This is a genomic window from Mesorhizobium sp. NZP2234, assembly GCF_013170765.1.
Lineage (GTDB): Bacteria > Pseudomonadota > Alphaproteobacteria > Rhizobiales > Rhizobiaceae > Mesorhizobium > Mesorhizobium loti_D.
On sequence record NZ_CP033364.1, the window covers coordinates 3,041,027 to 3,060,324 of the forward strand.

Consider the following 19,298-nt stretch of genomic DNA (forward strand, 5'->3'; position numbering starts at 1 on the left):
TTCCACCATCACGCGAGGAGAGAGACATGAAACATGCAGCGGCCGAGATCCTGCGCGAATACGGACCCTTTCCCGGTGTGGAGCGGGTGCATGGGGTGAGCTTTGACGGTGAGAACGTCTGGTTTGCCTCGGGCGAAAAACTCAATGCCTTCGATCCGCAAAGCGGGCAGACGCTGCGGTCGATCGATGTCGCCGCACATGCCGGCACCGCCTTTGACGGCCGGCATTTCTTCCAGCTCGCCAATGATCGCATCCAGAAGATCGATCCCGATACAGGCAAGGTGCTCGCCACGATCCCGGCGCCCGGCGGCGGCCGCGATTCCGGGCTGACCTGGGCCGAAGGCACGCTCTGGGTGGGGCAGTACCGCGAGCGCAAAATCCACCAGATCGATCCCGAGACCGGGAAAATCCTGCGCACCATCGAATCCAACCGCTTCGTCACCGGCGTGACCTGGGTGGACGGCGAGCTGTGGCACGCCACCTGGGAAGGCGATCAGAGCGATCTGCGCCGCGTTGATCCAAGAACCGGCAAGGTCCTGGAGACGCTCGACATGCCCGATGGCATCGGTGTCTCGGGGATGGAATCGGATGGCGGCGAGCGCCTCTACTGCGGCAGCACGTCCGACGGGGTGGTGCGAGCGGTGCGCCGGCCGAAGTGAGGCGCTTTCTCTGACGGAGGCATCAGGGCCGCGAAGTCGAGCCGCGCGAATTTGTCCATCGGTGACTGGCCGTCGCCCCGGCGCGCGCCTAGATAGGCTGCGTTGGGCGACCGCCCGGACATCTCTTCGCAAAGGAATCGACCATGCCCGAACAGATCACGCTGAACGACGGCGCCACCATTCCGCAGCTTGGCCTTGGCGTCTGGCAGGTCGATCACGGCATCACCGCGCAAGTGGTGGGCTGGGCGATCAAGGCCGGGTATCGGCTGATCGACACCGCCGAGGGCTACCAGAACGAGGAAGGCGTCGGCGAGGCGATCCGCGCCGCCGGCGTGCCGAGAAGCGAGCTGTTCATCACCTCGAAACTGCGCAACGGCGCGCATAAGCGCGATGCGGCCCTTCGCGCCTTCGACGACACGATGAAGAAACTCGGCATCGAGCAGCTCGACTTGTTCCTGATCCACTGGCCGGTACCCAGCCAGGACAAATATGTCGAGGCCTGGAAGGCCTTGATCGAGCTGCAGCAGGCCGGCCGCATCAAATCGATCGGCGTCTCGAATTTCAACCGGGATCACCTGGAGCGCATCATCGGCGAGACCGGCGTGGTCCCGGTGGCCAACCAGATCGAACTGCACCCGCGCTTCCAGCAGCGTGCGCTCAGGGATTTCCATGCCCTGCATGACATCCATACCGAAAGCTGGAGCCCGCTCGGCAGCGGCCGGCTGCTCAGCGACCCGACCATAGCGGGCATTGCCGGCAAGCACGGCAAATCCGCCGCCCAGACGATCATCCGCTGGCACCTCCAGCAAGGGCTGATCGTCATCCCGAAGTCGATCCACCAGGACCGCATCACGGCCAATTTCGATGTCTTCGATTTCGAACTGGACGCAGAGGACCTGAAGACGATCGCCGGCATGGATTCGGCCGACGGCCGCGACGGACCGAACCCGGCTACGGCGTCGTTCTTGTTCTGACGATCGCGTGCTCTCCCTCACAGAGGAGGGCACGTCCTGCCCCAGGGTCTGAAGGCGATTCGCTGACCCTGAAAAACGAAAGTATGCCCGGCAGGCCGCTTGCTTCGATGTCGCCCCGCTCCTGGAATATCAGGCTGGAGCCGACCACGAGATCGCGCACGGTTCGCGATGCGATGATATCACCCGGTTCGGCATGATCGAGCAGCCGCGATGCCAGCTCGATCGCGATCCCCGTAAGATCGTCGCCGCGCTCCTCGCATTCGCCGGTATGGACCGCGCAGCGGATATCGACGCCGGATTGTCGCAGGCGATGACGGATCGCGATGGCGCACTGGATCGACTGGGTCGGCCTCTGGAACACGGCGAGAAATCTATTTTCCGAGTGCCTGATCTGCCTGCCTTCGGCAGTGAGCAATTGGGCACGGATCTCTTCAGTATGGCGTTCGACAAGATCCGCGCCGTCACAGTAGGGTGGGTTACCCATCTCCAGCAACAGCACCGACACCAGGATCCGTTCGTCTGGCGCCGCCGGCAGGGTGCCGGTAACGAAGGACTGGATCTCGTCGACGAGACGATCGGAATTCTCGCCCCAGATCACGTGATCGCGGCCGGCGAGTTCGATGTATCTGGCGCCTTCGATGTGCGTCGCCAGGTAGCGTCCTTCTTCAGGGTTTACCCAGCGGTCGCCGGTGGTCTGCACGATCAGTGCTGGAACATGAATGGCAGGCAGAATGTCACGTACGTCGATTTCTGTCCCCCAGCGCCAGAGCGCGATGGCGTCGGCGGGCGAGGCTGAATTCCTGAGATACGCGGCGAACCATTCTTTCTCGAAGCTGTCATTCATCAGGCTCGGTGCCGCATTGCTCATGTCCGCAGGCTCGCCCCATTGTCTTTCGACAGCGGCCAAGTCTTCTTCCACCTGCTCGCTCGTCCTTGCCCATGGGTAGTCCCTCGACCACGTGCCCCTGGCATAGGTTCCGTTGAGCACAAGTGCCGCGGTGCGCTCCGGATAGGTCGCCGCGAACAGCATGCACATGGGTCCGCCTTCGGAACTGCCGAACAAAACTGTTCGCTTCGAGCCGACCGCATCCAGCACCGCCCGCATGTCTTCCATACGTTCCTCAAGGGTCGGCAAACCAACGCTGCGGTCTGACAATCCTGTGCCGCGCTTGTCCATGCGGATCAGGCGCGAAAAGGTGCCGAGGCGATGAAGCACACGCGAAAGCCGCGGCGACGACCAGGCAAGATCGAGGTTGGACACCCACCCTGGAACATAGATCAGGTCGATCGGTCCATCGCCGGTTACCTGATAGGCGATGTTGATCCCGGCCGATTTGGCATAGTGGGTCGAGGCCTGCTGCTGCTCGCCGCCGAATGCCGGCCGCTCGTCGGCATGCGTCGCTGGTGACGCCCCGGCCGGCGAGGCCGGGCCTGCCGTCCTGGACTGAACTTGCGGCGCCATCCGGCGCCTTCGCAGCTCTTCGTACAGGGAACGGGTTTCCGGCTCGGGCTGCAGGTTGAGCTCGCGCTGCAGCACACGACGGCAATCTTCATATTGTTTCAGCGCAAGATTGGTCCGGCCCTGAGCGGCAAGGGCTCGCATCAGGGCTCGGTGGATGTCTTCCCGCAGGGGCTCCATGGTCAGCAAACGCGTTGCAGCACGTACACATGATGCCGGATCGAGCGCCGAGTAGTGCGCAACGAGCCTGTCCAGCGCCGCGACCGCCATCGCCCTCAGGCCCTCGCGCTCGACCCGCAGCCAGTCTTCGAAGGGCTCTTCCTTCAGCCCAAATCCTTCGAGCAGGTCGCCTCGATAGACGAGAAGCGCCTGTTCGAGATCCGCAGCCGTTGAACTGGCGGCCAGTGCCTCGAACCGGGCGACATCGAAATCAAGTTCATCGAGATGGAGGACGACGTTGTCACCGTCGGTCAGGAGGCGGCCGCCGGACGCCTGCAGGGCTTTCCTCGTGGCCGACACCGCCTGTCTGAGGCTCATCCGGGCCTGTGCCTCGCTGTTGGCGCTCCAAAGCAGTGTCGCGAGCTTCTCGCGCGACTGCGAATGGCCCGCTTGCAGCGCGAGATAAGCCATCATCGCCCGCGCCTTGCGGCTGAAGGCCGGGACCACGGCCCCGACACCGGCAAAGTCGAAACCGCCCAGAAGATAAAGATGAGGCCCCGTCATCGGATCCCGCCCCAGCCACGTGTCGAACGCGATTGTCCGGTGTAGCGGCCTCTATTTCAACCGCCATCTGCCAAGAGCGCCGTTTTTCACGATTCCATCACGCGGCTTTCATCTGCTTCGTCACGCAGGCAGCCGACAGTTTGCCGACGGGAGCAACCTCGGGAGGATGCCATGCTGCCCTCAAGGTCAACTGATTGGCCGTTTCGGCTCGATGATGGCTCACGGCCGGACTTCTATCCGGCGCCCGCGCCAGCAGGGTTGCGCCACGGCATCGCGCTTGAACGCTACCTCGAACGGCAAAAAGCCAGCCGGGCATTGGCGATATCCAGGACTGATTGGGGGAAGGCCCTCGAGCCATTGGTGCTATCGACAGCGCGGATCGTCGTGCGCCTGTTTGGCCGGCGTTTGAAAGAAGGCCAGCACCGCCGCTGCACTCCTGACGTGGATGGCGAAGCTCCCCGCTTTCTCCCTGGGGTATCGCGACGATGAAGCGGCGTCAAATCCCCGAACCGTCCAACTGTTGCGCATCGTCGCCTTGCCAGGGGGCAGGCATCGAGCCGCCCCGGCTGAGATTGGCCGAGGGCAGGGGCATCCAGCATTTCAGCTCCGGCTCGGCATATTCGACGACGCGGCCGGGCGAGGAATCCGACGCCCGCCAGCCTTCCCCGGCGAACTGGTCGCCGCGCGACCAATAGGCGAGGTCGACTTCCGCCGGGCCCTGTTCGGAGGGGCGCACCGTGACCAGGATCCGGCTGCCGTCCTTGGGCGCTGTCGACATGTGGCGCCACCGTTCGGGCTCGTCCATCGCATTTCCTCCTGCCTTTGGTGCTATGGGAAGTGTCGCCTCGCCATCGGGGCCGGTCAACCCAAACTTTGTCGGATTGCACCGTCCGCTTTCGTCCTTGGTCTGGCGACGTTGGCCAGGACAAGGAGAGGCATTCATGAGTGACAAGGTCGAGCCGGTGCCGGCCGCGGGCGAAATGAAACTGTATTTCAGCCGCAACCCCAATCCGCGCCTGGCGGTCGCGGTGGCGCGTCACCTCAAGGCGGGGGTGGCCTTCGAATTCGCGTCGCCCTTCGCGCCGGGGCAAGCGGAACGATTTCGGCCGCTCAATCCCAATCTTTCCCTTCCCATACTGGCCTGGCCGGGCGGCAGCCTGTGGGAGACCGACGCCATAGCCTGCCGGCTGTCGCGCGACATGCGTTCGGATTTCTGGCGCTCCGGCGATGACGAACCGGAGATGATCCGCTGGCTGAGCTGGGGCAAGGAGAATTTCGCCAGGGCCTGCGACATGGTGCATTTCGAGCGTGGCACCAAGCAGCGCTATCATCTGGGCCCGATCGACCATCAGCTGGTCGAGGAGGGGTTGGGTCTGTTCCACAAGATGGCCGCGATCCTTCAGGCCGCACTCGCGGGCCGGCAATGGCTGGTCGGGGATCGGGTCTCCTATGCCGACTTCCGCATGGCAACGTTCCTGCCCTTCAACGATGTCGGGAGGCTGCCGCTCGGTGATTATCCCGGGCTTGCCGGGTGGTACCGCCGGCTTGAAGGCATCGAGGCCTGGCGCGATCCGTTCAACGCGCTCGACGCGCCCGAATTGCCGCCGGTGCCGGGGCAAGGTGCGGAAGTGACGATGTAAGGTGAAACCGACGGCCGGCGCATACGGAGAGGGAACTTGAAGACGCCGGCCGCCATTTGGGGCGTTGGGTGCATCTCGTTGGGGCTCGATGCAGGGTCAGGCTAGACGGATGACCGGCATCTTCAATCGGAACGCCCGCCCATGGTGAATGAGCGGTTACTATCCACAGGCCGGCGGGGCGATGGCACGCTCTTCGCCCGGCCTTCACCGTCTCTCGCAACTGTGTGCAACGCCGGGCAGTCGGCCATCAGTGCTCGACGGGCAGCGCCTGGGTTGGTAAGCCCCATGCCGCGCAGGAGACCTTATTGAGTCGAGACATGACCGTTGCGATCGAGATGGGACACACCACGGCGGGCGCCCCAGCGAACCTCGATCTCGAGGAACTGCTGGCGACCCGCCTTCTGGTGCAGGGCAATTCCGGCTCCGGCAAGTCGCATCTCCTGCGCCGGCTCCTGGAACAGAGCGCGCCCTGGGTGCAGCAGACGATCATCGATCCCGAAGGCGACTTCGTCTCGCTCGGCGAGCGCTACGGCCATCTGGTGATCGATGCCGAGGAGCATACCGAGCGCGGCCTGCAGGCGGCCGGCGAGCGGGCACGCATCCACCGCGTCTCCACCGTGCTCAACCTCGAAGGGCTCGACGCGGAGAACCAGATGCGGCGCGCCGCCGCCTTCCTCGGCGGGTTGTTCGAGGTCGCCCGCGACCATTGGTACCCGATGCTGGTGGTGGTGGACGAGGCGCAGCTGTTCGCGCCGGCTGTGGCCGGCGAGGTTTCCGACGAGGCGCGCAAGCTTTCGCTTGGCGCCATGACCAATCTGATGTGCCGTGGCCGCAAGCGCGGGCTGGCCGGCATCATCGCCACGCAGCGCCTGGCCAAGCTCGCCAAGAACGTCGCGGCGGAAGCGTCGAATTTCCTCATGGGCCGGACTTTCCTCGACATCGACATGGCGCGCGCCGCCGATCTGCTCGGCATGGAGCGGCGCCAGGCGGAAGCCTTTCGCGATCTGGAGCGCGGGCAGTTCATGGCGCTGGGGCCGGCGCTGTCGCGCCGGCCGCTCGGCCTGCGTATCGGGCCGACCGACACCAGCCCGCGCAACGGCACGCCGCGGCTGATGCCGCTGCCGGAAGCGGCACTGGAGGACGCCCGCGCCATTATCCTGGCGGCACCGCCGCCCGAGGCGGTACGCGCGCAGCGCCGTGTGGCGTCGCCGGACCTGCTCGACCAGCTGATGGCGGCGAAGTCGGCGGCGCTGGAAATCCGCCCCGAACCGGCGGAGCCGCAAATCAGCGCCGAGGACCTGGCCGATCGGCGCGAACGGGTCGACCGCGTGCTGAGCGCCATTCTTGCGCAACCCGACGCGGGTTTCCGCGTCATCGGCGTGCTCTACCAGGAATTCGTGGTGCGCTGCCGCATCGAGGGCCTCGCCTCGGTGGTGCCGGATCTGCCGGAGTTCCGCCGCATGCTGACGCGCGCGCGCGCCGGCCTCGGCTCCGAGACGACGCAGGATGACGCGTGGCGGGACGTTTCGGTCCGCGCGTCGCTGCTGCCCGACGACATGCAAGGCGTGTTCATGATGATCGCGCGTGCGGCGAAGGAGGGCTGGCCGTGCCCGAGCGACGCCGCGATCGCGCGCGCCTATGGTTCGCACTCGCTGCGCCGCGCCCGGCGCCTCCTGACCTATATCGAGGAGCAGGGCCTCATCGTCTGCCAGCTCGACGGCACGGGAAAGCGCACGGTGACGCTGGTCGAACTCGCCTGGGCCACGGCGCCCGGCGATCCCAATGCCGAGGAGGCGGAGCAGGGGAGCCTGGCACTGTGAGACGGCCATGACGCGTTCAGCCCCCGACGGATCACAGAGGCAGCCCGGCGGCAATGCCGCCCGGGTGCGCATCATGGGAACGCCGAGATCCGGCACAAATCTCGCCAAGCACCTGGTCGAAACGCATCTCGGCATGCCTGTCGTCTTCGACCAGGGCTTTTGGAAACATGGCATATTTCCGGCGCTGATGAGCGGACGCGAGCTCGGATATGGCGGCTTGCCCATCATCGTGATGAGCAAGGACCCGGTTACCCAGCTTCTGTCATGGTTCCGTTTCACCAGGAACGATAGTATTTTCAGGCCGGCCAGACATCTCGGTCCGTTCCTGAACAGGCCTTTGGAAATCAGGCAGGATTTCACGCAACCGAAGCAGATGAAGTACAGGTTCCGCAACCCTGCCGACTACTGGAACCAGTTCTATTTTGCCATGGAAGCCCTGCGCCGCACCGGGGCGCCGGTGCATTTCGTCTGTTATGAGCAGCTCGTTTCCACGCCGGCCCTTTGCCTGAGTTCGATGTCGCGTTTTCTCGATCTTGCCTCGCCTTTCGACGCCGGCGCCCCGGTGATGGTCCCCCGCTATGCGATTGGCGCAAGCAATGACATCGACCGGCCCGCCGATCCGGCCGCCAATCAGGGCCCGTTCGATCCCGCGCGCGCGGACCTGGCATCGGCGCTTGCCAGGATCGGATGGCGCAATGCGCGCCGCATCCTGCGCGACATCGACGATGACGTGCTCGAGGCGACGGGCCGGGCCGGATTCCGCAAAACCTGCCGGAAGGCGATTGGTCCCGCGGCGATACTGAGGTCGCTGGTGGGTTTTTGGTGAGAGGTGGGCGGACGCCGGCAAGCTTGACGTCACCCGCCCATCAAGCCGCCGCGGGGGGCGCCGCAATGCCGGCGTGATGGCTGCCCAATTGCCAGAAGGGCAGGGCGAAACGCCCGTGCTGCTGTTCGGTGAGGCTGAAGCCGGCGGCGCGGATCAGGCTGAGCGGATCGCGGTCGAGGTGACAGCCGCCGGCGAGGCGCCCCCACAGCTCGTTGAGGCGCCGTTGCCAGCTGCGGCACCACTTTCCCTCGGCCTGGCCGTGCTCGATGAAGATCAGCTGGCCCGTCGGCTTCAGGATACGCCGGATTTCGCCGAGCGCCGCCTCGGGGTCCGGGATGGTGCAGAAGGCATAGGTGACGACGACCGTGTCGGCGAGGCCATCGGCCAGTGGCAGGCTTTCGCCACTCGCCCGCAGGCACTCGACCCGGAATGGCAAGGCACGGCTCCTGGGACCGGCAAGGCCGAGCATCGTGCCGTCGGGATCGACGCCGATCAGCCATTCCACCTTGGCGGGGTCGTAATAGGGAAGGTTGAGGCCGGACCCGAAGCCAACCTCGACGACAATCCCCTTTGCGCGCGGGATCACACGCCGGCGCATCCGCGCGAAGGCGCCGGCCGAACAGCCGGCGTGGACGAGGTAGGGGGCAACGCAGCGCGCGTACCAGGAGAGGCAGGTCTGGCACATGGCTCAGCCTCCGTGCCCGGTGTTGGCGGCGACGGCAGGGGTGCCGCCGCCAGCAAGCGGTTCCGACATGCGATGGCTTGACGTATTGACCGGTGACATTTCTCGCTCCAAGGGAGTCTCCTGATCGGGCCCCATTGGCCCGACGTCGCGGGGATGGATAGATGGCCGGCGTCCCCTCAACGTCCTCTCGGCATCGTTGCGCGGCCGCGTGCGGATCGATGGAGCTGATACAACTCAGATTGCTGGGGTTTCCGGAGTTCCGGCTGGACGGCCGGCGGGTGGAGCTCGCCCTGCGCAAGGCGGCCGCGCTCGTCATCTACCTCGCCGAGGCCGGTGGGCCGGTGGCGCGCGACGTCGCCGCCACGCTGCTGTGGCCCGAGGCCGACGTGGAAGCCGCCCGCGCCCGCCTGCGGCGCACGCTCTACAAGATCCGCGTCGCCTTCGGTGAGGAGATCATCGTCGCCAACGCGGCATCGCTGAGCCTGCGCCCGGCGCTCTCGGTCGAGGCCGATTCCCGGGCCTTCGACCATGCTTGCGACGCCGGACTGCTCGACGCGGCCGCCGGCCTCTACACCAGCGACTACCTCGCCGGCTTCTCGCTGCCGGACTGTCCCGAATTCGAGGAATGGGTGTTCTTCCGGCGCGAGGCCTTGCGCAGCCGGCTGGTGCAGGCGCTGGAGCGGCTGGTGGAAGCCAGGATCGCCGGCGGTGATGCGCGCGGCGCTGTCCCGCACGCCACGCGGCTTGCCGCGCTCGACCCGCTGAGCGAAAGCGCGCACCGCCACCTCATCCGCGCCCATCTGGCGGCCGGCGACAGGGCGGCGGCCGAGCGCCAGGGCGAAACCTGCACGCGGCTGCTGCGCGACGAACTCGGTGTGGCGCCGGACCCGGCCACGCTCGCCCTGCTGCGCGCGCCGATGCCCGACCCCGAACTGGAGATGCCCAGGACCCGCTATGTCGAGGTGGACGGCATCCATGTCGCCTACCAGACCGTCGGCGGCGGCCCGGCCGACATCGTGCTGGTGCCGGGCTTCATCTCGCATGTCGAGCGGATCTGGGAAGACAGGAGCTGCCGCGCCTGGCTCAGCGCGGTGTCGCGCCTCGGCCGTCTGATCCTGTTCGACCGGCGCGGCATGGGCCTGTCCGACCGGGTCGGCGCCCGCCCGACCGTCGAGGCGACGGCGCGCGACATTCTGGCGGTGATGAACGCGGCCGGCAGCCGCAAAGCCTTGCTGGTCGGCGCCTCGGAAGGCGGGCCGGGCTGCATCCGTTTTGCCGTCGACCACCCCGACCGCCTGACCGGCCTGGTTCTGTGGGGTTCGCTCGCCAAGGGCAGCCACGCGCCGGACTACCCCTTCGCGCTGACATCGGCGCAATACGATCTGTGGCAGCGGCGCCTGCTTGCCGGCTGGGGCGGCCCGGCGGAAATCGAGACCTTCGCGCCCAGCGTCGCCCAGGACCGCCAGGCGCGTGCCTGGTGGGCCGGCCTGCTCAGGGCCGCCTCCAGTCCCGGCGCGGTGGCGGGCCTGCTGCGGGCGCTGCGCGATGCCGATGTGCGGCCGCTGCTGTCAAAAGTCTCGGCCAGGACGCTGGTCCTGCACCGCGCCGGCGACCACGCCGTGCGCATCGAGGCCGGGCGGTACCTGGCCGCGCGGATCGCGGGAGCCCGGTTTGTCGAGGTGGAGGGTGAGGATCACTGGTTCTGGGTGGGGGAGCAGCGGGCGCTGCTGGAGACGATCGCGGCGATGGCGGGCGGACGGTGAGGGCCCCGCTTGCGCGCGTGTCGGCCATATCAGGCATTGGTCGAGGCCGAGCTTGCTAGGCCGGCCGCCGTACTCGCCGACGTCAATTACACGTCGTCGCGGTCCTCAGCGCCTCCGCACGGGAAGGCTGAGGCAAGGCCGCGATGCGCCGAACGGAAGCGTAGAACCTTGGATAGTCGCCGGAGCACAAATCATACAGGCGAAGGAACGCCGGGACCTGCTCGCCATAGACGGACGTCGCGGCGAGCTTTGCGTTGTTGATGGGGCTGTTGAACCAGGCGTCGTATCCGCGGTATCCGGCCCAGCGCCCGTCGCGCATCTGCCGGTAGCGCACCCGCAGCTTGTCGATCGTGGCTGTCTTGGCGGCAGCCATCTGTTGGGGCGCGCGGGGACTTCCATAGACCTGCCGCAACTCGTCGCGCGTTTGCGCGATCAGTCCGAGAAAATCCGCGCTGCGCTTGCGGCCGGCTTCGTAGCGGCGCAATCCGGCGCGATTGCCGGTGACCCGCAGCCATTTCCTCACGCCGCTGGTTTCGACGGCGACCGCGAACGCCTCGTTGAACGCGGAGTCGTTGTTCACATAGATTTTCTGATGCGCCAGCTCATGGAAGATGAGGCTCGCAATATAGGTGTCGTCCTGACGCAGCATGGTGCTGAGCAGCGGGTCGCTGAACCAGCCCAGCGTGGAATAGGCGGTGACGCCCGAAACGTAAACGTCCAGCCCCTTCCGCCGCAGGTCGCCGGCACTTTCAGCCGCTGATTTCTGGGAAAAGTAACCCCGGTACGGAACGCAGCCGAAGACCGGAAAGCACCATGTCATGGGCGTGAGCGAGAATTGCGGCGCGGCAAAAACGGCAAAGGTCACATTGTCCCGGCCGATGTCGACATAGCTTCGATAGCTGCTGTTGTCGGGCAGCGCCAGCTCGTCCGTGGCAAAGCGGCGTATGGCGCTCGCCGACGTCAACTTGGCGCGCAATACCTCCGGCGTCGAGGGATCGTGGATGAGCCTGCCGACATTTTCGCGCGCCGCCATGATCCGCACATGGCCTTCCAGCGACTGCGCGTAGTAGGAAACGCTGGTGCACCCGGCCACGCCGGACGCCATCACCACAGCGGCAAGCAATCGAAAAAAACGCTTCACAGCTTGCCCACCGCCTGCTTGTCGTCCATGGCGCGAATGCTCATTTGCCCTCGTGTCAGGCGCACCGATTTTCGTCAAGAGCTGGCGGGGGCAACAGGTCGGACTTTCGAACTGGCAGGACTGGCAGGCGGCCAGGCGAAACTTTTGCGCCGGGCGTCGTCGCCGACCGCCAGGCGCGCTTGGCGCTCCGCCTCCCTAGGGCCGCCGCAGTCGCCTGCCTGCCGCAAGCGCTGCGCGACGCCGATGTCCGCCCGCTGCTGTCAAAAGTCTCGGCCAAGACGCTGGTGCTGCACCGCAGAGGTGACCGGCGGTGCGGGTGGAAGCCGGGGCGGTATCTGGCGGGCAGGATAGCCGAGGCGCGGTTTGTCGAGGTGGAGGCGGAGGACCACTGGTTCTGGGCGGGTGAGCAGGGGGTGTTGGTGGAGGGATGGTGCGGGGTGGGTGATTGGCCGACAGGCGACGTAAAGAGTGCGCTGTCTGTCACCGTAATTTGGTCACGTAATTCTTTGCTTCAACCGGCGCTTTTCGGCGGCGTTACGATGGCAACGTACCATCGCAAGATTTCACTGAGCTTGGTAGCTGCCCGCTCTGTTCACTGGCACCATTGACGGCATGTCGTGGTTCGGAAGACATTCCGGCAGGGAAATGAGGCTTGGGAGCGGCGATCGTCCACTACGCAGCGCTAACGACATATCTATTCGATGATCCCTATCTTTATCGCAGTGGCCACCTTCGCCGGTACGGGCAAAAGCTGGCGCAGCAGCTTAGATGGACGCGCCGCCCACCACGGCCTTCTCCCCCGTCTCGACACAGCGCCCGCCGAAACCTCCCACACCGCAATCGTGCTGGTCACTGACCGGCCGGCGCTCTAGATGATGAAGGACATCGACGACGCCGGCATGTTTTCAAGCCGGTGGCTGTCGCAGGGCTGCCTCGCATCGCTGGTTGCCATTTCTTTTGTCTGGAAGGAGCAGGTTTGGAGCGAAATCAAGCAGGCCCGATAATCGTCCTGTTCAGGGACGATCTGCGTGTTGCGGACAATGGGGCGCTGGCGGCGGCGGGCGCTGCGGGCAGGCCGGTCGTGCCGCTTTTCATTTTGGATGAGAGCGGGAAGGACGCGCGGCCGCTTGGGGGAGCCAGCCGTTGGTGGCTGCACCATTCGCTTGCGGCGCTGGAGCGGTCGCTGGAGCAGCTTGGCGGCAAGCTTTTCCTGCGGCGGGGGGCGACTGAGAAGATCGTGGCCGAGGCCGTCAAGGAGACGGGGGCGGGCGCCGTGTACTGGAATCGCCGGTATTCTCCAGCCGGCATCGATGCCGACAAGGCGCTGAAGTCCGGCCTGCGCGAGCAAGGGCTGGAAGCGAAAAGCCATGACGGGTTCCTGCTGCACGAGCCGTCACGCCTCGCCACGCAATCCGGCGATTTCTACAAGGTGTTCACGCCCTTCTACAGAAGGCTGGCCGAGGACGATGTGCGCGATCCGATCGATGCGCCGGCCTCGCTCACGGGATGGAAGGGCAAGCTTGCCTCCGACAGGCTCGACGCGTTCGGGTTTCTGCCAAGGCATCCGGATTGGTCGTCGGGCCTCGCACAACGCTGGCAGCCCGGCGAACAGGGCGCGGGGGAAAGGCTGGCGCGGTTTGTCGAGGATGGCCTCGACAACTACGCCGAGAACCGCGACCTGCCCGGCATTGATGGCACGTCGGGCCTGTCGCCGCATCTGGCGCATGGCGAGATAACGCCTTTCCAGATCATGGCGGCGCTGCGGCGCAGGCGCGGCAAGGACGCCGACACCTTCCGCAAGGAAGTCGGCTGGCGCGAGTTCTCCTACCATCTGCTGTTCAACCGGCCGCGCCTGCACAAGGAGAATTTTCGCCCGGCCTTCGAAGCCTTCGAATGGCAAAGCGCGCCCGCTGCGCTGAAGGCCTGGCAGCGCGGACTGACCGGCTATCCGATCGTCGATGCCGGCATGCGCGAGCTGTGGCAGACCGGCTGGATGCACAACCGCGTGCGCATGATCGCGGCATCCTTCCTGGTCAAGGACCTGCTGATCGACTGGCGCACCGGCGAGGACTGGTTCTGGGACACGCTGGTGGACGCGGACGCCGCCAGCAATCCGGCAAGCTGGCAATGGGTGGCCGGATCGGGCGCCGACGCCGCGCCCTATTTCCGCATCTTCAATCCCGTGCTGCAGGGCGAAAAGTTCGATCCGCAAGGCAGCTACATCAGGCGCTATGTTCCCGAACTGGCCAGGCTGCCCGACCGCTACATCCATCGCCCCTTCGAAGCGCCGGCAGCCGTCCTCAGGGATTGCGGGCTTTGCCTCGGAAAGGACTATCCGTCACCGATCGTGGACCACGCCATGGCCAGGGACCGAGCCCTGGAAATGTATCGCGGCACGCGAGAAGGCTGAAGCGCATCAAGTCGAAACGGGACATGCCGCGCCCCGACAATCCGCGGATAAGCGGCCGTCACGACGTAAGGAATTGCCAGAGCGCTTCGGGCGATCCCGTCGTGAGCAATCCGACTATAAGCGCGATCAGGGCGAGGAGTTGGAGCAGGGCGATGACAACGAGCGTGGAGCGGAACGGCTCCTTGCGCGTCTTGTGCCGGATCGTTTGCTGCGCGATCATGGTTCCGATGCCGCCGCCGATCATGGCAAGGGTCAGAAGCGTCGCCTCGGGAATGCGTTGTAAACCGTTCCTGGCCCTGGACTTGTTGAACGCCATGGCGGCGTGTGCCAGCAGGTTTACCGCCAGGACGTAGCCGACGACACCGATTGTGAACTGGCCCGGCATGCGCTCCCTCTGCGGGCTTTATCAACTCTCACCGCTCCTCCACAATCCGCAAATAAGCCGCCGTGACAAACAGCACGATCAGCCCGAACAAGATCCGCCGCGCCCCCTCCGGCATCTGCAGGATCGTCAGCAGCGTCGTCAGCACGGTGAGGATCAGGGCGCCGATGATGGTGCCGGTGTAGCCGCCGCGGCCGCCGAAGATGGAGGTGCCGCCGATGACGGCGGCGGCGACCGAGGGCAGGACCAGGGGTTCGGCCAGCGAGAGCGATGGGGCCTTGATCAGGCCGATATAGAGCAGGCCGGTGATGCCGGCGAGCACGCTTGACGTGATGTAGAGCGCGGTGATGACCTGCCAGTATCGCACGCCCGACAGGCGCGTTGCGCGCTCATTGTCGCCGACGGCGTAGAGCAGGCGGCCGAAGCCGGTGCGGGCCAGCGTGAAGACGATGAGGGCAGCCAGCGGTATGAACAGCAGCAAGGCGTTGGGGAAGCCGTAGGTGACGCCGGTGCCGAGCCAGGCCAGGAAGTCGGGGATCTTGGCGCCCGACGCGATCACCGTGCGCTGGTAGACCTGCAGGCAGCCGGTACCGATCAGGCTGGTGCCCAGCGTCATGATCAGCGGATGGACGCGGAAGACGCCGACGCCGATGCCGTTGACGAGGCCGATCAGCAGGGCCGGCATCATCGCCAGCAGGAAGGCGATGGAAGGGTCCTGGTTGACGATCTGCGTCGCCATGATGAAGGCGCTCATCGTCGCCACCGTGCCGACCGACAGGTCGATGCCGCCGGTCAGCATGGTCATGGTCTGGCAACCGGCCAGGATCGCCAGCGGAATGGCGAATTTGATGGTGTTGGCGATCCAGCGCTCGTTGACGATGCCGGGGCGCAGGATCTGCAGGATCACCACCAGGATGACGAGCAGGATGATCAGCGGCACCAGCGGCCGGTCGGCCATGAAGCGCTTCAGGCGGCGGCCGAAGGGGATGGTTTGGGGAACAGTCGCGGCGTTGCTCATTGTTGCCGGCTCCGCATGGTGATGAACGCGCCGAACATCACGACGGCGACCATGATGGCGCCTTCGATGATGGCGGTGACGTTGGGGTCGATGGCTAGCAGCGTGAGATCCGTGCGCACCAGGCGCAGCACGAAGACGGCGATGATCGGGCCGAGCAGGCCGCCCTTGCCGCCGCCGAGCGCCACGCCGCCCAGCACCACCGCCGCGACGCTGGCCAGGAGATAGGGGCCGGGGATGGGCGCGCCGATGCCGGTACTCATGGTCAGCGCCAGCCCGCCGAAGGCGGCGAAGAGGCCCGACAGCGCATAGGCGATGATGCGGGTGCGCTTGACCGGCACGCCTGAGCGGAACGCGGCCAGCTCGCTCGAGCCGATGGCGTAGATGGAGAGGCCGAGGCGCGAGCGCCGCAGCGGTATCCAGATGATGGCGAGGCAGACGATGAGCACCAGCAGCGCCTTGGGCAGCCAGGCGTCGATGGCGTCGGGCAGGCCTGGGATCGGCACGGTGCCGGAGATCAGCGCCTTCAGCCATTCGGCGGCGGCGCCGCCCGGCGCATCGAGCACCAGGAGGGCCGCGCCCTGCAGCACGAACAGCATGGCGAGCGTGACGACGATGTCGGGCACGCGGGTGACGACGATCAACAGGCCGTTGAGCGCGCCGAGCACGAAACCCATGGCGAGCACGAAGGGCACGACGAACAGCGCGTATTCTTCCGACGCGCCCGCCATCATCGAGGCGGCGGTGACGCTGGTCAGCGCCATCATGGCGGCGACCGACAGGTCGATGCCGCCGGCGATGACCACCACCGTCTGCGCGGCGACGGCGAAGGCGTAGGGCAGCACGGCCCGCGCCAGCGAGCCGAAATCGCCGCTGCCATAGCCGGGCTGGATCAGCTTGGTGGCGATGAACAGGACGACGAGGAGGGCGAACAGGCCGATGACCCAGCCCTGGCGGCGCAGGAAATGGCTCATGGCTTCGCCTCCGGCGCATCGGAGGCATTGGCGGTGGGGGCCGCCAGGATGCCGACATCGGCCTTGGCGCCGCGCGGCAGGCCGTAGGCGGCGCGCATCAGCGCCGGTTCGTCGGCCTCCTCGACCGGGAAGATGTCGACCAGGCGGCCGCCGAAGATGACGATGACGCGGTCGCAGACGCGCTGCACCTCTTCGAGTTCCGAGGTGTAGAACAGCACCGACTTGCCGTGGCCGGCAAGTTCGCGCAGCAGCTTGTAGATCTCCTGCTTGGTGCCGACATCGATGCCGCGCGTCGGGTCGAAGCACAGGATGGTGCGGGCGTCGGCCGCGATCCAGCGGGCGATGGTCACCTTCTGCTGGTTGCCGCCCGACAGGCGCTGCACCTCGCCTTGCGCGCGGGTGTCGATCTGCAGCCGCTCGATGGCGCTGAGCACCTTGGCGCGCTCGCGGCGCATGGGAATGGGGCCCCAGTTGCGCAGCGCGGCGCTGAAGGGCAGGGCGATGTTCTCACGCACCGAACGCTGCATGGCGAGCGCCTCGGAACGGTCGCCCGGCACATAGGCGATCCCCGAGCGGATGGCGTCGATCGGATGCGAGAATTTCACCTGATGGCCGTCGACCTCGATCGTGCCGCCGGAGGGCCGGATCGAACCGGCAAGGGCGGAAAACAATTCGTCCTGGCCCTGGCCTTCCAGCGCCACCACGCCGGCGACCTCGCCATCCCCAAGATCGAAGGAGACGTCGTTGAGCTTGGTGCCGACGCGCAGGTTCTTCACGGCGATGCGCGGTTGGGCAGGGGCGGGCGCGGCCTTCTCGGCGGCGCTGCGGGCGGCGACATGGGTCTTGACGATGCGGGTGCCGAGCATCAGCTCGACGATCTTCTCCTCGATGCCCGGCACGATGTCGACGACGCCGACGGTCTCGCCGTCGCGCAGCACCGTGGCGCGGTCGCAGAGCGCCGATATCTCGACGAAGCGGTGCGAGATGAAGATCACGGCGCGGCCGGCGTCGCCCTGGCGGCGCACCACTTCGAGCACCTTTTCGGCGAGGTTGGCCGGGAGCGCGGCCGTCATCTCGTCGAGCAGCAGCACATCGGGCTCGACGGCCAGCGCGCGGGCAAGGTCAAGCACGCGCAGCACGGCCAGCGGAATGTCGCGCGCGGTGTCGCGCAGGTCGAGGTCGGCTATGCCGAGCTCGCGCACCCAGGCGCGGAACGGCTCCACCGGCGTGCCGGTGAGCCGCAGATTGGATAGAACGTCGAGATCGGGGATCAGCGACGGCTCCTGGTAGACCGGCAGCAGTCCGGCGCGGCGGGCGGCGGCGGGCGAGCGTATGTCACGCGCCTCGCCCCGGATCAGGATGCGCCCGGCATTGGCCTGGATAGCACCGGTCAGGATCTTCACCAGCGTCGACTTGCCGGCGCCATTGGCGCCCATCAGCGCATGCACCTCGCCCGGCAGCACGGAGAGCGATGCGTTGCGCAATGCGGCGACCGCGCCGTAATTCTTGGCGACGCCTGACGCGTCGAGGAGGGGGCTGGTGGTCAAATGGTTCGGGTCTCGATTTATGGGATCTGCTCAATGCACCAGTACGCCAGGCTTGTGCGCGGCGTACTGCTGAAAAGCTCCACCTTCTCCCCTTGTGGGAGAAGCTGTCGCCGAAGGCGACGGATGAGGGGTGTTCCAGCGGAGTGAGGCGTCGGCGTTCCCTGGAACACCCCTCATCCGTCTCGGCGCTAGCGCGCCGATCCACCTTCTCCCACAAGGGGAGAAGGCAGAGGCGCAGCCCTTACTCGCCCGGACCCTTGCACGCCACGATCTGGTCCTTCGTGTACGTCGTCCAGTCCGGGATGGAGATCGAGACCGGCCATTCGGGGCTGAGCGAGGGGTCGGCGGCGGCCTTCAGCTTGGCCTTGCCTTCTTCGGTGGCGTTTTCCCACAGCTGCGGGTCGACCAGCACGGTCTGCTGTGCCGGCTTCTTGCCGTCGAGGATTTGCAAGGCCAGCGTCACACCCGCGCCGCCGATCGAACCGGGGTTGGTGACGGCAGCGCCGACGAGGCCCTTGACCGAGCTCAACTGGCCGACGAAGCCGGCATTGTCGGCGCCGACCACCGGTACCAAAGGCGCCTGCGATTCAACCAGCGCGTCGACGATGACGTTGTCGATGCCCGACGTCCAGACGCCGTTGAACGGCGTGCCGGTGGCGAGGAAAGACAGCATCTGCTGCTTGGCCTGGTCCTGCTGCCAGCCGGTGAAGACTTCCTGCGCGACCTTCACATCGGGGAATTCGGCCAGCGCCTTCTTGAAGCCCTTGTCGCGATCAGAGTCGGCGGAAGCGCCGGCGGCGCCGCGCATGTAGAACACCTCGCCCTTGCCGCCCATCTGCTGGAACAGCCACTTGGCGCCGAGATAGGCATACTGCTCCTGGTTGTTGGAGATGATGTAGGCCGACGGTTCGGTGACCGCCTGGTCGACGGCGACGACGACGATGCCGGCCTTGGTGGCTTCCTCCAGGCCCGCCTTGATGCCGGCCGGATCGGCGGGGTTGACGACGATGGCGTCGACCTTGGCGCTGATCAGGTTGCGGATATCTTCCAACTGGCCGGCGGCGTCGGTGTTGCGGTGGGCGATGTTGAGCTTGGCGACTTCGCCCGAAGCCAGCGCCTGCGCCTTCATGGCGCAGACCATCTCCTCGCGCCAGCCATTGCCCTGCACGGTGTTGGAAATGCCGATCGTGTATTTGCCGGCGGCCGACGAGACGCCCACCGAGGCCAGCAAGGCCGCGCCCGCCAGTAGCGGGACCATGGTCAGGATTTTCTTCATTTCA

At 66.3% G+C, this 19,298-nt stretch carries 17 protein-coding genes; 8 read left to right on the forward strand and 9 right to left on the reverse strand.

The annotated features are described in order from the left end of the window. Positions 1-26: 26 nt before the first annotated feature. Positions 27-659 carry a PQQ-binding-like beta-propeller repeat protein gene (locus EB230_RS14950; RefSeq protein WP_056571316.1) on the forward strand — a complete coding sequence of 211 codons (633 nt, stop codon included), beginning with the start codon at positions 27-29 and terminating at the stop codon, positions 657-659. Positions 660-802: 143 nt separating this feature from the next. Further along, positions 803-1,633 (forward strand): aldo/keto reductase, encoded by an 831-nt coding sequence (locus tag EB230_RS14955; RefSeq protein WP_056571318.1) that lies wholly within the window; start codon positions 803-805, stop codon positions 1,631-1,633. Here the strand turns inward: EB230_RS14955 and EB230_RS14960 are convergent. Further along, positions 1,611-3,725 carry an alpha/beta fold hydrolase gene (locus EB230_RS14960; protein WP_245303353.1) on the reverse strand — a complete coding sequence of 705 codons (2,115 nt, stop codon included), beginning with the start codon at positions 3,723-3,725 and terminating at the stop codon, positions 1,611-1,613. The two genes, EB230_RS14955 and EB230_RS14960, sit on opposite strands and share 23 nt — an antisense overlap. A 586-nt stretch (positions 3,726-4,311) precedes the next feature. After that, on the reverse strand, positions 4,312-4,620 hold the full coding sequence (locus EB230_RS14965) for a hypothetical protein (RefSeq protein ID WP_056571320.1): 309 nt from the start codon (positions 4,618-4,620) through the stop codon (positions 4,312-4,314). Positions 4,621-4,795: 175 nt separating this feature from the next. On the opposite strand from EB230_RS14965, the gene EB230_RS14970 reads away from it, so the two are divergent. The 3 genes from EB230_RS14970 to EB230_RS14980 all read left to right on the forward strand — a co-directional run bounded on the left by EB230_RS14970 (position 4,796) and on the right by EB230_RS14980 (position 8,101). After that, positions 4,796-5,455 carry a glutathione S-transferase family protein gene (locus EB230_RS14970; protein ID WP_056572111.1) on the forward strand — a complete coding sequence of 220 codons (660 nt, stop codon included), beginning with the start codon at positions 4,796-4,798 and terminating at the stop codon, positions 5,453-5,455. Positions 5,456-5,772: 317 nt separating this feature from the next. Beyond that, entirely contained in the window at positions 5,773-7,275 is a 1,503-nt protein-coding gene (locus EB230_RS14975) for an ATP-binding protein (protein WP_056571322.1), read from the forward strand. Between the two features lie 7 nt (positions 7,276-7,282). Beyond that, entirely contained in the window at positions 7,283-8,101 is an 819-nt protein-coding gene (locus EB230_RS14980) for a hypothetical protein (protein WP_155772442.1), read from the forward strand. Positions 8,102-8,141: 40 nt separating this feature from the next. On the opposite strand, the gene EB230_RS14985 is transcribed toward EB230_RS14980, so the two are convergent. After that, entirely contained in the window at positions 8,142-8,786 is a 645-nt protein-coding gene (locus EB230_RS14985; RefSeq protein ID WP_056571326.1) for a class I SAM-dependent methyltransferase, read from the reverse strand. 218 nt (positions 8,787-9,004) lie between these two features. On the opposite strand from EB230_RS14985, the gene EB230_RS14990 reads away from it, so the two are divergent. Then, complete coding sequence (locus EB230_RS14990) at positions 9,005-10,549, forward strand: alpha/beta hydrolase (RefSeq protein ID WP_056571328.1); 1,545 nt, start codon at positions 9,005-9,007, stop codon at positions 10,547-10,549. Positions 10,550-10,631: 82 nt separating this feature from the next. Here the strand turns inward: EB230_RS14990 and EB230_RS14995 are convergent, their stop codons facing one another. Then, positions 10,632-11,654, reverse strand: coding sequence for an aminopeptidase (locus tag EB230_RS14995; protein WP_056571330.1), 1,023 nt, complete (start codon positions 11,652-11,654; stop codon positions 10,632-10,634). 908 nt (positions 11,655-12,562) lie between these two features. Here EB230_RS14995 and EB230_RS32970 point away from each other — a divergent pair. Continuing rightward, complete coding sequence (locus EB230_RS32970; RefSeq protein ID WP_274534574.1) at positions 12,563-12,694, forward strand: hypothetical protein; 132 nt, start codon at positions 12,563-12,565, stop codon at positions 12,692-12,694. After that, positions 12,667-14,100, forward strand: coding sequence for a deoxyribodipyrimidine photo-lyase (locus EB230_RS15000; protein WP_056571334.1), 1,434 nt, complete (start codon positions 12,667-12,669; stop codon positions 14,098-14,100). Before EB230_RS32970 ends, EB230_RS15000 begins: the two co-directional genes overlap by 28 nt. A gap of 58 nt (positions 14,101-14,158) precedes the next feature. Here the strand turns inward: EB230_RS15000 and EB230_RS15005 are convergent, their stop codons facing one another. The 5 genes from EB230_RS15005 to EB230_RS15025 form a co-directional block, all read right to left on the reverse strand. Continuing rightward, complete coding sequence (locus EB230_RS15005; protein ID WP_056571336.1) at positions 14,159-14,485, reverse strand: DUF1294 domain-containing protein; 327 nt, start codon at positions 14,483-14,485, stop codon at positions 14,159-14,161. Positions 14,486-14,513: 28 nt separating this feature from the next. After that, positions 14,514-15,500, reverse strand: coding sequence for an ABC transporter permease (locus tag EB230_RS15010; RefSeq protein WP_056571339.1), 987 nt, complete (start codon positions 15,498-15,500; stop codon positions 14,514-14,516). Further along, a complete protein-coding gene (locus tag EB230_RS15015; protein WP_056571341.1) occupies positions 15,497-16,471 on the reverse strand; it encodes an ABC transporter permease in 975 nt (324 codons plus the stop codon). Before EB230_RS15015 ends, EB230_RS15010 begins: the two co-directional genes overlap by 4 nt. After that, complete coding sequence (locus tag EB230_RS15020) at positions 16,468-18,018, reverse strand: sugar ABC transporter ATP-binding protein (protein WP_056571343.1); 1,551 nt, start codon at positions 18,016-18,018, stop codon at positions 16,468-16,470. The genes EB230_RS15015 and EB230_RS15020 overlap by 4 nt, the downstream gene beginning before the upstream one ends. Positions 18,019-18,259: 241 nt before the next feature. Beyond that, on the reverse strand, positions 18,260-19,294 hold the full coding sequence (locus tag EB230_RS15025; RefSeq protein WP_056571345.1) for an ABC transporter substrate-binding protein: 1,035 nt from the start codon (positions 19,292-19,294) through the stop codon (positions 18,260-18,262). Positions 19,295-19,298 lie beyond the last annotated feature (4 nt).

What these genes read in the sequence shown, in the direction of transcription:
- EB230_RS14950 (WP_056571316.1), top strand. Translation starts at nt 27, where the DNA reads ATGAAACATGCAGCGGCCGAGATCCTGCGCGAATACGGACCCTTTCCC.
- EB230_RS14955 (WP_056571318.1), top strand. Translation starts at nt 803, where the DNA reads ATGCCCGAACAGATCACGCTGAACGACGGCGCCACCATTCCGCAGCTT.
- EB230_RS14960 (WP_245303353.1), bottom strand. Translation starts at nt 3,725, where the DNA reads ATGATGGCTTATCTCGCGCTGCAAGCGGGCCATTCGCAGTCGCGCGAG.
- EB230_RS14965 (WP_056571320.1), bottom strand. Translation starts at nt 4,620, where the DNA reads ATGGACGAGCCCGAACGGTGGCGCCACATGTCGACAGCGCCCAAGGAC.
- EB230_RS14970 (WP_056572111.1), top strand. Translation starts at nt 4,796, where the DNA reads ATGAAACTGTATTTCAGCCGCAACCCCAATCCGCGCCTGGCGGTCGCG.
- EB230_RS14975 (WP_056571322.1), top strand. Translation starts at nt 5,773, where the DNA reads ATGACCGTTGCGATCGAGATGGGACACACCACGGCGGGCGCCCCAGCG.
- EB230_RS14980 (WP_155772442.1), top strand. Translation starts at nt 7,283, where the DNA reads ATGACGCGTTCAGCCCCCGACGGATCACAGAGGCAGCCCGGCGGCAAT.
- EB230_RS14985 (WP_056571326.1), bottom strand. Translation starts at nt 8,786, where the DNA reads ATGTGCCAGACCTGCCTCTCCTGGTACGCGCGCTGCGTTGCCCCCTAC.
- EB230_RS14990 (WP_056571328.1), top strand. Translation starts at nt 9,005, where the DNA reads ATGGAGCTGATACAACTCAGATTGCTGGGGTTTCCGGAGTTCCGGCTG.
- EB230_RS14995 (WP_056571330.1), bottom strand. Translation starts at nt 11,654, where the DNA reads ATGGCGTCCGGCGTGGCCGGGTGCACCAGCGTTTCCTACTACGCGCAG.
- EB230_RS32970 (WP_274534574.1), top strand. Translation starts at nt 12,563, where the DNA reads ATGATGAAGGACATCGACGACGCCGGCATGTTTTCAAGCCGGTGGCTG.
- EB230_RS15005 (WP_056571336.1), bottom strand. Translation starts at nt 14,485, where the DNA reads ATGCCGGGCCAGTTCACAATCGGTGTCGTCGGCTACGTCCTGGCGGTA.
- EB230_RS15010 (WP_056571339.1), bottom strand. Translation starts at nt 15,500, where the DNA reads ATGAGCAACGCCGCGACTGTTCCCCAAACCATCCCCTTCGGCCGCCGC.
- EB230_RS15015 (WP_056571341.1), bottom strand. Translation starts at nt 16,471, where the DNA reads ATGAGCCATTTCCTGCGCCGCCAGGGCTGGGTCATCGGCCTGTTCGCC.
- EB230_RS15025 (WP_056571345.1), bottom strand. Translation starts at nt 19,294, where the DNA reads ATGAAGAAAATCCTGACCATGGTCCCGCTACTGGCGGGCGCGGCCTTG.